Consider the following 13,317-nt stretch of genomic DNA (forward strand, 5'->3'; position numbering starts at 1 on the left):
GAGGGAACGCGCATGCAATACGAAAGACAGGAGGCAGGGCAGTCAGCCCATCAGGACGTCGTGCTGTTCGTGCGCAATATTAAGAAGCAAATCAGCGGCAAGACGATCATCAACGACATCACGTTCGAGGTCCGTGCCGGCGAAATCTTCGGGTTTCTCGGGCCGAACGGAGCCGGAAAAACGACAACGATTCGCATGCTCGTCGATTTGATTAAGCCGTCTTCGGGCGAGATTCTGATCTGTGGCGAAGATATCGGCCGACATCCCGAAGCCGCGCTGCGTCACGTCGGGTGCATCGTCGAAAATCCTGAAGCCTATTCCTACCTAACGGGCTGGGAAAATCTCGAGCATTTCGCGCGCATGCAGCGCGGCATCGATAATGCACGCATTCGCGAAGTTGCAGCCATCGTTGGCCTCGACGCGCGCATCCACGATAAAGTAAGAACCTATTCGCTCGGCATGCGTCAGCGGCTCGGCATCGCGCAGGCGCTGCTCGGTCAGCCGAAGCTGCTCATTCTGGACGAACCTACGAATGGGCTCGATCCGAAAGGCATCAAGGAACTGCGGGAATTCGTCCGCATGCTGGCAGATCAGGGTATGAGTCTGTTCATCTCGAGCCACCTGCTGAGCGAGATCCAGATGATGTGCGACCGCGTTGCGATCATTAGCCGCGGCAAGGTACTGGCCGTCGGTACGGTGGATGAGCTGATCCATGGCGCGGACAATTACGTCGTCTGGCAATTCGAGCAGCCGGAGGCGGGGCGTCGCTTGCTCGCCGGCGAGGGCGACGTTGAACTCGTGCTGGAGCACGAGCACCGGATCGACGAGAGCTTGCTCGCTGGGATGAAGGAGGCGCTCATAACGGCGATGAACCCGGATCGGATCTCGGCTCTGGTCGAGAAAGCGGTGCGCGCCGGCATCGGCATCGTGTCGGTGCACAGCATCGCGCCTACGCTGGAGCAGTTATTTTTACGGATGACAGAAGGTGAAAGCATTGAATAGACTGCTCCCGCTCATACAAAACGAGACGCTCAAGATCTGGAAGAAGAAGCGGTTTTTCGTCATCGTGCTCGTGCTGCTGACCCTCATTCCGATCTTTACGTATGCGCAGCTTCGCATCACCGAAACGAACAAGAAGAATTTCAAGGATTGGCGCAATCAGCTCGTGCAGCAAATCAGCGAATACCAAAACACGCTCTCGAGCGACAGGATCCCGGACGAATGGAAGCGTTCGCGGCAGATCGCTGTGCAGCAGCTTCAGTATTACCTGGATCACGATGTCAATCCGAACTCACCGGACGGCGTCACGTTCACTCGAATCTTCCTATCGAACGCGGTGACGCTGTTCTTCCCGCTACTCGTCCTTGCCCTCGCTTCCGACCTTGTATCGGGTGAACGCACGTCGGGCACGATTAAGATGCTGCTGACGCGGCCCGTGCGTCGATGGAAGATCCTGTTCAGCAAACTCGTGGCGCTAAGCCTCTACGTGTCATTGACTGTAGTGGTCAGCGCCGTTCTCTGTTATCTAATATCAGGCGCGCTATTGGGCTACAATGGGTGGGGAATGCCCGTATTTACAGGTTTTTTCATCAATGGTTCGTCAGTCGAAAGTGGTCTCGTGCACGCGATTCCGCAATGGCTTTATCTGCTGATGGAAGCCGGGTTGATCTGGGTGTCGGCCATGACGGTGGCCTTGCTCGCGCTGATGGTGTCCGTGCTCGTGCGCAGCACGGCCGGGAGCATCGTGACGATGATGGCGGCCGTCATTTCCGGAACGATCTTATCGAGCATGGCTTCTTCTTGGCACAGTGCGAAATTCATCTTCTCTGTCAATCTGCAGCTGACGGATTATTTGGCAGGATCGCCGCCGCCGATCACGGGCATGTCGCTCGGTTTCTCGTTAGTCATTTTGGCCTGCTGGGGGATTATTTCCCTGGTCGTTTCGTTCTCCGTCTTTACGAGACAGGATATCTTGAATTAGAACAGCTTAAAAAACATCAAGTAGCCGATTAATTGATTGGCTGCTTTTTTGTGAAGTGAGTAGTTGATAAATTGGCAACTACCGATTATAGGCTGGAGCAATCCGGTCGATCCGATTGGTCCAGATGACGCCCGAATAGCCGTCAGGCAAGCGTCTCAGATCTTCCATGGTATCAAAGCCGCTGGAAAAATCACTGCCATCCCCACCTAAAATCACAACCCGCGTATCTGCTTTTTTCATCCGATCTAGAAATTTGTCTGGCCATCCCCACAGGAACGGAGCAATCTTCTCGGGAATATGTAATTCCGTATGTTTGCATGCGGCAGGTATATAACCCGTTGATCCGACGGCTAGATAAGGAATCAAGCATTTCTTCATTGTAGCTTTTGACATCACCCGCATATCGGGAAGCTTCTCTTTTAAGGCTGCAATTGGTTCATTTCCTCCATAAACGGCAAGCTTGCTTCTTTGATCTTCCGGTAAATCAGTCAAATATTGAGCCAGGAGCCTGCCTTCTTGAGGATCATTGCTTTTTACATCAATAAGCAAGGATTTATCCGGAAAATGAGTTAATACCTCTGTTAACGAAGGCATTAGACCAATTCCTTTGCCTCGGAAAGGATAACTTTTGCCTCCGTCAGCCGTATACCCATAGCCAATATCAAACTGCTTCAATTCATCCATCGTATAATCCCGGGTCACGCCTTTAGCGTTTGTCCGGCAGTCCAACGTCCAGTCGTGAAAAACAGCAAATTGATCATCTTTTGTAATATGAACATCAAATTCAACGATATCTGCGCCTGCAGCAAAAGCCGCCTCCATTGAGGCAATCGTATTTTCTAAGTATGGGTACTCTGGCTTATAGATTCGCTCAGCTGTGCAGGTATCGTTCTGAATGTCTTCCATTGTAAAAGTTTGCGCCAGTCCGCGATGGGCAAGTAAAACCGGGCTGCCGCCTGACGGTTGGCTAAACAAGGAGGTATTATTCAAAAAAATTAATACAACGAGTAATGCAATAATGATAAATGGTTTACTTTTAATCATCTTCCTAAATCGATTCATGGGCTGCTCCTTCCAAGCTGAACTGCATTTCAGCAGTTGCTCTAATTCTATCCATGCGATCAATCGGTTTCAATGATTACTTAGTTACGTTTGACTGATACGACAAAAGAAAACCGCACTGCCATAAACGGCAAATGCGGTTAAAAAATCATTATTCTTTCCCATCTTTGACCGAGTACGTCTTCTGTGTCCTTAGAATAGGGAATAGCCCATACATCCAGATGATAGCGACGGCTAGGGTGCCAACGCCGCCGATGACGGTCGCAGGCACGGCGCCAACTAATCCAGCCATCGTGCCGGACTCGAATTCGCCGAGCTGGTTCGATGTGCCAATGAACAGCGAATTGACGGCATTGACGCGGCCCTGCATCTCTTGTGGCGTGTTAACCTGTACGAGCGTCGAACGGATGACAACGCTGACGACGTCTGAAGCGCCCGTGAGGAACAACGCGAAGAGCGATAGCCAGAGGTTACGGGAGACGCCAAACAGGATTGTTGCTAACGCGAAAATCACGAGCGAGGCAAATAGCGTCTTCCCGATGGCCTTCTCAACCGAATACCGCGTTAGGATCAGCGAAACGACGATCGCGCCGACTGCCGGCGCGGAGCGAAGCAGGCCTAGACCAAGCGAACCGGTCTTCAGGATATCCTCGGCAAAGATCGGCAGCAAAGCAGTAGCGCCGCCAAGCAGAACGGCGAACAGGTCGAGCGAGATGGTGCCCAGAATGATTTTGCGAGCAAATACGAACCGTAGTCCGCTGAAGAAGGTGTCCATGCTGATGGTTTCCAGCTTCTTCACGAAATGGACGGTCTTGACGAAGAAAATCAGCAAGGCGGATACCAGGAGTGCGACCAGGGTTGTCATGTAAGCAAAAGAAATGCCCCAGATGACGAGGACACCTCCAAGCGATGGGCCGACGATCATTGCCGTTTGCATCGCCGAGGCGGACCAGGCTGCTGCCTTAGGCAACTGCTCGCGTTCCACGATGTCCGGCACGAGCGCGGCCGAAGCCGGGCCTTCAAAGGTACGGCAAGCGCCGAGAATAGCGGCGGCGATCAATAAATGGATAGGATCGAGCCAGCCCTGCATGCTTCCGATGACGAGCAAGACGACGACGGCGCTCTCCATTAGTTGACAAAGAAAGACGATAGTACGGCGATCGTAGCGATCCGCTGTCTGCCCCGCCGGCAGAGTCAGCAGCAGCATGGGCAAGAACTGAGCCAGGCCAACGAGGCCAAGTTTAAAGGCGCTGCCCGTCAGATCGTACATCTGCCAACCAATAGTGACGGACAAAATTTGAAAAGCACTAGCTGAGAAAATCCGTGCGATCCATAAACGCAAGAACGAGCGGTTATGGAGGACGGACGAACTTTTTACACTCAAGACAAGCCATCCTTTCTTGTTGTGCGAATGAGAGATAGAAAAATTAGGCCGAGTACATGGTTTCAACTTACCGAAACTTGTCTAGGTTTATTTAGTGTAATTATTTTAAATGAAAATGGAAGAAGAAGAAAGGGAAGTCCAGCCTATCCTATGATTCTCTTTACTCTATGAAATAGGCTTCGAGCAAGGCCATTGGAAGAACCAAGCCGTACAAGCCTTCATAGAATGAGTTAGCTTCACAATTCATCTATGAGAGGGGGAAACATGCATGAGCATCATAAATTATGTCACAAATAGCGGATTCGAAGCGGGACTGACAGGGTGGGTGACCTCCGGGACAGTTGGCCTCAATTCAACCTACAGCCATACCGGCTCGAACTCCGCCCAGGTTGCAGGAGGGACGTCCGGTTCTTATATCTATAAGCTCGTTAGTGTACCTGACAGCAACAGCTTCGAGCTGATGGTTGCGTTATCGAAGAACGGCTCTGGTCTCGGACCATCCGTCACTATTGGTGTCTTTTACTTCACAACCGGACTCGCTTTTCAGAATACGGGACTTATAGCCACAGTGCCTTCCCGACTGCCGGACGGCACAGCGAATAACTGGAAGACTGCTTACTTCAACGTGGCACCTGCCTTCTCGGGAGGGACCATTGCTCAAATTTTCATCATGAACAGTTCGCTGGCCAATTCGGTAGACTTGTTTGTCGATGATGTACAGCTGCTGAACAGCGCTTTGGACCTTGGCTAAGCAAATGAAAAGGGAAGAAACAGGTGCGTCCTGTTCTTTCCTCTTTAAGCGAAATTCGACATCAAATATGTAACGTTTTCACTTAAAGTTGGAGATACTGTGTTTAAGGTAACTTATGAGTTTCAGCAATCATTTTCTAAATGTGAGGGAGTGTATATGATGTTGATTACTTATAAGTCTTCTCCTGATGGCATTCTGGAAACAATAGCAAACTTTGAAAAGAATAGCTGGATACATATTACTGCGCCGTCAAAGGAAGAACTTAAAGAGGTGGCTCAGCTTTGTAATATCCCCATGGAATTTTTAGAAGATCCGTTAGATTTAGAAGAAAGTGCACGGATTGAATATGATGAAGAGACGAATTGTACATTAATTATTAATGATTTTCCCATTATTGATGGTAGTAATCTTCAATTTGATTCTTATATTACGATTCCTATTGGAATCATCTTAGGAACGGATTACATTGTTACGGTATGTAACCAATCCACTAACTCTTTAGATCATTTAATTAAGAAAAATGTGAACACCGCGATGAAGAATCGTGTTGCATTAGAGATGCTATTATTATTTTCAACTCAGTATATAGAGAAATTAAAGCTTCTCAACAAGCAGCGTCTTAAAATCGAGAGTCATTTGCGTGATTCCTTAACGAATAAACAGCTCTATGACCTCATGGAGATTGAAAAAAGTTTAGTTTATTTTCTCACCTCTTTAAAGGCTAATGCGGATGTGATAACCAAGCTTTTTCGCACCAGTTCCATGAAATTATATGACGAAGACAAAGATCTTCTAGAAGATCTAAAAATTGAAAATAATCAAGGGATTGAAACGACAGAATTATATACAAGAATTTTGAACAGCATAACAGGTTCGTATTCTTCACTCATATCCAATGAATTAAATAAAACAATGAAAACTCTTACGTTATTTACCGTTTTTCTAACTTTGCCTACACTTGTGTTTAGTTTCTTTGGTATGAATGTGGCCTTGCCTATTGCGGATAAAGACCCCTTCTCTTGGATTCTAACACTGATCATAGCATTCATTTTTGTTGCTTGGATCGGGTTGGTACTATGGAAGAGGAGGATGTTCTAATTTGTTACGACTCCTGTTCGCGAATGAGACGGCTCAAGATTTATACATGATGAAATACGAAAGCATGGAAGAACGGATAAGACAGTGGGAAACTTTTGCTCAGGACATGGAATGGAATGACGTAAAACAAAAATCCGAACAGAACGGAAAAATTGTCGAACGTGTCGATCAGTTCTTTTTTCTTCCGGTGATTCAATGCAGCAGTTCTCGGATGCACGAGAGTATTGCTAGTTAACTTGAAGTAACTATATATAAAATATTTCACTTCTTCTCATGTCAAGTTGGATTCTCTATAATCAAGGTTGTCAAAATAATCAGATTTATTTAATGAATAGTTGAGCCTTAGAAGGCGTGGGATTTCTAGCAGGATCTATACACACCCTAGCATAACGGATGAGGCGAGGTTAAGCGTTCACTCCAGACAAGTAAACGAATGGATTAAAATGAGGGAATCGGGAGGAATAGTACATGGAATACACATACCTGGGTAAATCCGGCTTGAAGGTTAGCAAATTATGTTTGGGCACGATGAATTTCGGTCCTGAAACGGATGAGAAGGAATCGTTCCGGATCATGGACGCCGCGGTGGACGCGGGAGTCAACTTTTTCGATACCGCGAACGTTTACGGCGGACAAGGAAACAAGGGTAGGACCGAGGAAATCATCGGGCGATGGTTTGCGCAGGGAGGTGGCCGCAGGGAAAAGGTGGTTCTGGCAACCAAAGTATATGGCGACATGGAAAACGGTTTGGACGGACCCAATCGACCAGGCGGATTGTCCGCTTACAAAATTCGCCGCCACTTGGAGGAGTCGCTTCGCCGCTTAAACACGGATTATATTGAACTGTATCAAATGCACCATGTAGACCGCAACGTAAGCTGGGACGAGCTTTGGGAAGCGTTTCAAGTGCAAGTGAATCAGGGGAAGATCGGGTATGTAGGATCCAGCAATTTTGCCGGGAGAGACTTGGTGAAAGCCCAATATGAAGCAAAAGAAAGACATATGCTGGGACTCGTTTCTGAACAACATAAATATAGTCTGTTGTGCAGGCTGCCCGAGTTGGAAGTGCTTCCTGCTGCTTTAGAGCACGGGATTGGCGTCATTGCTTGGAGTCCGCTCGACGGCGGTTTGCTCGGTGGAAATGCGTTGAAGGCGTCGGGCGGCGCGAGAAGCACGCGCTCCCAGGAACGGGTGGAAGCTAACCGGGAGAAGCTGGAGCGGTTTACCGACCTATGCCGGGAAATCGGCGAGAGTGAAGCGAATGTCGCACTGGCTTGGACCCTGATGCATCCAGCCATGACGGCGCCAATTATTGGGCCAAGGACAATGGAGCAATTCCAAAATACGCTGCGTGCGGTCGATATCAAGCTTACGGAAGAAACGATGAAACATCTGGATGAAATATTCCCAGGACCAGGCGGAGACGCTCCGCAAGCTTACGCGTGGTAATGGCAACCGCAGGATAGGCTCCGCGCCTTATACAGAACCCCGTAGCCATAGGGCTTACGGGGTTTTGACACTTTTCAAGCAATCAAGGCAGCTTCAGATTGCCCGTATTACGGATCGTGGTTATTACTTTAAGATTAATTTTGACGTGAGGGTAATACTCCGTACGCCAATTTGCCAGTTCTGTCCTCGTAAGATCATTACGGAAATGCTGGCCAATGCCAAAGATATCTGCTTGGGTACGCTGGACTTTTTGGAGAAGCTGCTCTAACCTGCGCTGCAGAAGAGTCTGTAGCTCCAATTTGATCTCTTTTGTAGATGGGTGTCCTGTTGCATCCAGAATAATGACATTTAGATGGAGCGTACAATACATCTCGGGGTTTTTATTATCTAACTTAGTTTGATGTCGGATATGGCTGTTAACAAGTTGAAGGGTAGCTTTACCTGTAACCTCGATTTTTCCATCCAAACTAATCCCGTTAAATACGTTATACAATAAGGTTTGTTCATTACTTAAACGCCCCACCATCTTACCGTTCTTGAGAATTCCGGACCCATTACTTTGGATTGCCGTTGTCTCGCCAGATTGAATGACAGGGAGGACAACATCATGAGTATAAGAATGGATGCTTCTGAACACTTTCCACACGGGCGTATAGGCAATTTCAGGATTCCATCCGGAGTTTTTTTGGAAAAAATCGTAGATTTCATTACCATCTCCGTTAGATGGATTGTTAATTCGTTTAAAAAATTGGTCAAGCGGTTCATCGCAAATAACAAACATAGTTTTTGGTGAAACGTGACGAGAACGGATTATGCTGTCTACTATTTCATCCAATCCTCGGTGTGCAAAAGTTTTATCCACGATAATAACCTTCAAATGAAGCAAATCCAGCTGACTCTCCATATTCATGCTGATATTATCGACGGCTGAACTAACGGAATCTCCTGTGGCTGTAATAACCTGAATCCCTGCATTCCTTTCGCTTACCTTTGGAATATCCAGATATATCTTATATTTTCCATTCTGATAAGAAATTCCCATAGCAATTGGTAAGGCGCGGTGGTTAATATCTTTGTTGTCCCAGCATCCGCTAAGCATAGTCATGAATGTAAGTCCTATTAAGATTCGCAGTATCATGTGCTGTTCAACTCGCGTTTTAGTTTCCTTGCGTGTAACCATCCTATTACTAGTACAACGACAGGAGTTACGCAGGCTACATATAGTCGTAAGGGTGTATTCCATTGGAAGAGAAGATCCACGGTTTTCCAATCCGGAATAAACAGGCATATGATTAAAGAGTAAGTGATAAGGATTGGCACCAGAAAGTTAGGGCTAATGTCCTTTATACCAAGCCGAACGATTTCAAGAATCTGAAACATGGTTGCAGCTATGAAAAACATGCAGAAAGCAACCAGACTGAGTAATAAGAACACATTGATCCGGTCAAACATGAGCCAGTTGATTGAGATTGTGTCTACAATAAAGAGATAAGGGAATTGAAGCTGGCGCGCGCTTTCTTCGCCTAGAGTCAGAACCGGTACATATACAGCAATCAAATAGGAAGGGAGAATCACTAAGCTTCCCCAGAAAACGGCCTTTGGCTTGTAAACCGTATAGGACGGAAGAAATCCAAGCAGTAAAAATCCGCCCGAATAAGCAAACAAGCTTTTGTAAAAGGAAGGATGCGTCAGAAAATGAAGCGCTCTAGGACCAGGCCATAACGGAAACAAGTAATGCCAATCGACATTCTGGAATGAAGTTGCAAGTACAAAAACAATGGGTATAACGAACAAGCAGCTAAACATGATCGACAATCTGAGCAAGCCTCCGATCTTCCCGTGCAAAGTCATAAAGCCTGGGACAAGGAGAAGGAGCAATATTAGAATCCATATCGGAGTGTTGGATAAAAAGGCGATAGAAATGACTTCTGAAAATGAACGAACCGCTATTATCATAATCCATGACAAATAAAGCAGCATAGGTAATAAAACAGCCCAGGCCACTATTTTATTTTTTCTCAAAAGAATGTTCACGATACTCTCACCTTGAAAATAACGTAACCCCTTGAGATAAACGAATATGATTAAAAGATGAAACACGAACCCAGTAAGTACGGGCAGCCATTGTGCTTCGTTCGTACTATCGATTACATCGCTGGGGTATAAGAAAAAAATTAACCCCAGATGGGTCAAAATGTAAGTTGTGGAAACTTGAAGGTTTGACATTTCAATCTCCTTTAGCCCGGATCAATTGCAAATATGGAATACCAAGTGTTCGGACACCAGCCAAGTAAGCACATAGAATGACAAGTCCTGACAATAGGCCAAGCACCCCTAGGAACGCCGACAGAATCAAAAGCAAATACTTAGATAATCGGAGTGTATAGGAGTTTTGAAACCCTACAACGGTGGCGTTAGCAATAGTAGCAGCGGCAAGCACTATAATGAGAAGATTGCTTACTAATTTGGCATCGACCACGGCTTGTCCAAGTACTATACCGCCAACCATGGTAACGGTAGGCCCGATACTGGTAGGGAGCCGAATAATAGCTTCCATAATTAACTCCATGATACCGAGCAGAAGAAGGGCTTCAATGATTGCCGGATACGGCACATCAAGGCGGCTTCTTGCAATGGAATGAGCCAGCTCAAAGCGTAATACATCGGGGTTAACCGAGACCAGAGCAACATATAGGCCGGGAAAAATTAACGTTGTTAGTGATCCGATTATGCGCAGGATTTTGAGCATCCAGCTAAATACAGGCGGATGGTTCAAATCATCTTCCGTAATGAACATATCGGATACAAGGCTTGGCAAAATAATGGCAAACGGCAGTCTTTCAATGAAAAGAACAGCTCTTCCGTTTTTGATGGCTCGAACGGCATTCTGTGGAAGCTCGTGGGTCATATAATGGGTAACCAGAGAAAATTTCGAAAACTGAAAGACCGAGGAAAGCTCCTTTAGATTTGAAATTTCCGTATTTAGATTAGCCTCAAGCTTCTGTGTCAATGTGTCCAGTAGGGTTGGATCAATGGTTTGTTCCGAAAAACACAGCATCACTGTGTTTTTCTTGTCATTGCCAAACGAATAAGTCTTTATTCTGAGGTCATTGTCATTCAAATGGCTGCGAAGCAGAACAAGATTGGAATTTAGGTCCTCGTTAAACGCACTATTAGAACCACCTACATTATTCTCCATTGTGGGCAAAGAGATAGACCTGCTGTTTGGCTGAGGTACAGGATAAATACTGATAACCTTACCTGTAGCATCATGAACAGCGATAAGCATACCGTCACTGATTTCAGAGATGATTGTATTCGTATCCAATGCGATTGCTTGGCCAAGTCCAGTGAAGATATCAAGAAGCTCCAGCCTGTTAATGGCAGCTGAGAGCAGTGGATCTCTAACCATATACATCGTTTGAGGGAAATTAATTAACGATTTTAGACCGGCGATCGTAAAAGTCTCAGAAGCAATTTGCAATTTCTGATGCACGAAATCCGGGTAGGAAGAGAAGTAGACGTTTACTTCATCTATTGCTGCCATATCGGTTGTTCTCCTCGCAGGAATAAATTTCAAATTTATTATGTCCTTAATTTACATTGCTACTCTTATCCAAGCATTTTTGTAATGATCCAATATTGCCGAGCTTCTTTTTGTAACACGGAGAGATGTACGGAAATCTTGCCATTATTCTTTACAATTTGTTTAATCAGACCATCATTCCCGTATTTCTTGTTGTTATGGTTAGGATCAAAAACATGAACCCACTTGCCCGAAACACCTACCATAAGTATGAAATGACCTACACTTGTCAAGTGTCCTGGCCCCATCGTTGCAATGACAAGGGCCCCGCCTGAGAGCGCTTTTTGTACGGTTCTCCATGCATCGGTTTGAATACAACCCAATTTATAATACTTCGAAGCCGCCACAATGAATTCCCACTCTGTACCCTTCTTTGGTGTGCGGTATCCCTTGTCTAATGCGAACTTTGCCACTTCTGTCGGCAGAACAGCCCGCCTTAGAAAATAGCTTGCCGCCATAGCAAAGGCTGTAGGTCCACAGGCGCTTGTCCCGATTGTCTGCTTCTTGTTGCCGGTAATGGTAAATGAAAGATTCGACCAACGTTTATCTTTTTGACTGTAGTAGACCAGTTTATTTGCCACTGTTATCCCCCTGCACATTGATAGAATGATAGAATTTCCTCATTCATCGTATGCACTTCTTGAATAAAAGTAGCCCCGGCAGATACCATGTATAAAATAAAAAACCCGCAGTCATAAAGGCTAACGGGGATTTGATACCAATATGGAAAACTTTTAATTATAAAAAATTGCGTTCACCTGCACTTATTTTTCATTTTGTTACGTCTATTAAGAAGTAGCTGATAATATTTGCTTCTATCATTTGCGTAGCTGCTACATTTATAATGGGCTTTCATCCTAAGGGTGAAAGAGAGATTTTCATCAATACTCAACTTCGATCGCTAGATGAAAACTCAATACCGCACAGAAAGGATGTAATAAGTGAAGAAATTTATAGGGATTGTTGGCGTCTTTATTATCGTTTGGGCAGTTATATCGGGTATCTTTATGTTCTTTACTGATCACGGTTATCGGCTTCGAGCGATGGCGGCTGAGAGTATATTATCATCTCAACATCGGCAGTGGGCGAAATACACCTTTTTGCCTCAAAGTGAATTGGATGCAATGTTAGAAAATATAAACAATCCGAATTATATAAATAGTGCATCAGGCAAAGATGACTTAGATAGCTTGGTGGACGTAAAGTCAGAGAAGGATCTGTACGTACATGTTGAGTCCATTGAGAGTTATACAAATCCTACGCATTATTACAAAGGGAAAATCATTACGATCTCAAATCCGAATCGGGTAAAGCTGGTAAGTTCGCAGCTTAGTGATCATGGTGAGCAGATCTTTACGATCGCGAAGCGTGCGAAAGCTCTTGCTGCAATCAATGCGAGTGGTTTTGTGGACTTGAACGGTCATGGCAATGGTGGAGCCTCTACTGGTGTAGTTATTGAGAATGGCGAGATTAAAAGCGGGAATAAAAATAAACAAGAGTTTGTAGCTGGTATTACAAAAGATGGTGTTATGATAACCGGTAAATACAGTGCAAATGAATTAGTTAAGCTTGGTGTCCAATCTGCAGCAGGCTTTAAACCGCAGCTCATCGTAAATGGTCAGAAGATGGTCGAAGGCGATGGCGGCTGGGGATGGGGTCCACGTACGGCTATTGGCCAGAAAGCAGACGGCAGTATCATATTTGTTGTTATTGACGGCCGTCAAACCCGTTCCGTTGGAGCAAGTATCAAAGAAGTACAGGACTTACTGTATGAGCGTGGAGCTATAAATGCGATGTGTATGGATGGCGGCTCTTCCTCTTCGATGTATTTTAACGGTGATAATATTACGATTCCTTCTTCCAAAAATAATATCCCTCGTTACCTGCCTAATATTTGGGCTTTGGTTCCGGAAAGCGGCGATGACCTTCACGTAGATGTGGACGGGAAAGAGGTAACTGGTCTTTAATAGTAAAGAGCGTTCGAAGGATTCCCTTCGAACGCTCTT

Annotated in this window: 13 protein-coding genes; 7 read left to right on the forward strand and 6 right to left on the reverse strand. The window is 45.7% G+C overall.

Annotated features, from left to right (window positions below; translation table 11 throughout):
* Positions 1-12 precede the first annotated feature (12 nt).
* Complete coding sequence (locus tag FHS17_RS09315) at positions 13-1,002, forward strand: ABC transporter ATP-binding protein (RefSeq protein WP_167278100.1); 990 nt, start codon at positions 13-15, stop codon at positions 1,000-1,002.
* On the forward strand, positions 995-1,981 hold the full coding sequence (locus tag FHS17_RS09320) for an ABC transporter permease (protein ID WP_167278216.1): 987 nt from the start codon (positions 995-997) through the stop codon (positions 1,979-1,981). The genes FHS17_RS09315 and FHS17_RS09320 overlap by 8 nt, the downstream gene beginning before the upstream one ends.
* A 78-nt stretch (positions 1,982-2,059) precedes the next feature.
* Here FHS17_RS09320 and FHS17_RS09325 read toward each other — a convergent pair whose 3' ends face one another.
* Entirely contained in the window at positions 2,060-3,043 is a 984-nt protein-coding gene (locus tag FHS17_RS09325; protein ID WP_167278101.1) for a glycerophosphodiester phosphodiesterase family protein, read from the reverse strand.
* 151 nt (positions 3,044-3,194) lie between these two features.
* Positions 3,195-4,427, reverse strand: a complete 1,233-nt coding sequence (locus FHS17_RS09330; RefSeq protein WP_208420272.1) for an MFS transporter — start codon at positions 4,425-4,427, stop codon at positions 3,195-3,197.
* A gap of 268 nt (positions 4,428-4,695) precedes the next feature.
* Between FHS17_RS09330 and FHS17_RS09335 the strand changes: the two genes are divergently transcribed.
* The 4 genes from FHS17_RS09335 (at position 4,696) to FHS17_RS09350 (ending at position 7,725) form a co-directional block, all read left to right on the forward strand.
* A complete protein-coding gene (locus tag FHS17_RS09335) occupies positions 4,696-5,178 on the forward strand; it encodes an NTTRR-F1 domain (RefSeq protein WP_167278102.1) in 483 nt (160 codons plus the stop codon).
* Positions 5,179-5,337: 159 nt separating this feature from the next.
* The gene (locus FHS17_RS09340; RefSeq protein ID WP_167278218.1) at positions 5,338-6,276 is read left to right on the forward strand and encodes a magnesium transporter CorA family protein; all 939 of its coding nucleotides are present in this window, start codon (positions 5,338-5,340) and stop codon (positions 6,274-6,276) included.
* A gap of 1 nt (position 6,277) precedes the next feature.
* A complete protein-coding gene (locus FHS17_RS09345) occupies positions 6,278-6,511 on the forward strand; it encodes an NIPSNAP family protein (RefSeq protein WP_167278103.1) in 234 nt (77 codons plus the stop codon).
* Positions 6,512-6,744: 233 nt separating this feature from the next.
* Positions 6,745-7,725 (forward strand): aldo/keto reductase, encoded by a 981-nt coding sequence (locus FHS17_RS09350; protein WP_167278104.1) that lies wholly within the window; start codon positions 6,745-6,747, stop codon positions 7,723-7,725.
* An 82-nt stretch (positions 7,726-7,807) separates the two neighbouring features.
* On the opposite strand, the gene FHS17_RS09355 is transcribed toward FHS17_RS09350, so the two are convergent.
* From FHS17_RS09355 to FHS17_RS09370, 4 genes are all read right to left on the reverse strand, one after another.
* The gene (locus FHS17_RS09355; protein ID WP_243865250.1) at positions 7,808-8,830 is read right to left on the reverse strand and encodes a Ger(x)C family spore germination protein; all 1,023 of its coding nucleotides are present in this window, start codon (positions 8,828-8,830) and stop codon (positions 7,808-7,810) included.
* 29 nt (positions 8,831-8,859) lie between these two features.
* Positions 8,860-9,951, reverse strand: coding sequence for a GerAB/ArcD/ProY family transporter (locus FHS17_RS09360; protein ID WP_167278106.1), 1,092 nt, complete (start codon positions 9,949-9,951; stop codon positions 8,860-8,862).
* Position 9,952: 1 nt separating this feature from the next.
* Complete coding sequence (locus FHS17_RS09365; protein WP_167278107.1) at positions 9,953-11,272, reverse strand: spore germination protein; 1,320 nt, start codon at positions 11,270-11,272, stop codon at positions 9,953-9,955.
* 65 nt (positions 11,273-11,337) lie between these two features.
* Positions 11,338-11,892: a C39 family peptidase gene (locus FHS17_RS09370; protein ID WP_167278108.1), complete on the reverse strand. Its 555-nt coding sequence runs from the start codon at positions 11,890-11,892 to the stop codon at positions 11,338-11,340.
* A 360-nt stretch (positions 11,893-12,252) separates the two neighbouring features.
* Between FHS17_RS09370 and FHS17_RS09375 the strand changes: the two genes are divergently transcribed.
* Positions 12,253-13,278 (forward strand): phosphodiester glycosidase family protein, encoded by a 1,026-nt coding sequence (locus FHS17_RS09375; protein ID WP_167278109.1) that lies wholly within the window; start codon positions 12,253-12,255, stop codon positions 13,276-13,278.
* Positions 13,279-13,317 lie beyond the last annotated feature (39 nt).

Origin of the sequence: Paenibacillus lupini, assembly GCF_011761355.1 — a bacterium.
In the GTDB taxonomy this organism is placed as follows: domain Bacteria; phylum Bacillota; class Bacilli; order Paenibacillales; family Paenibacillaceae; genus Pristimantibacillus; species Pristimantibacillus lupini.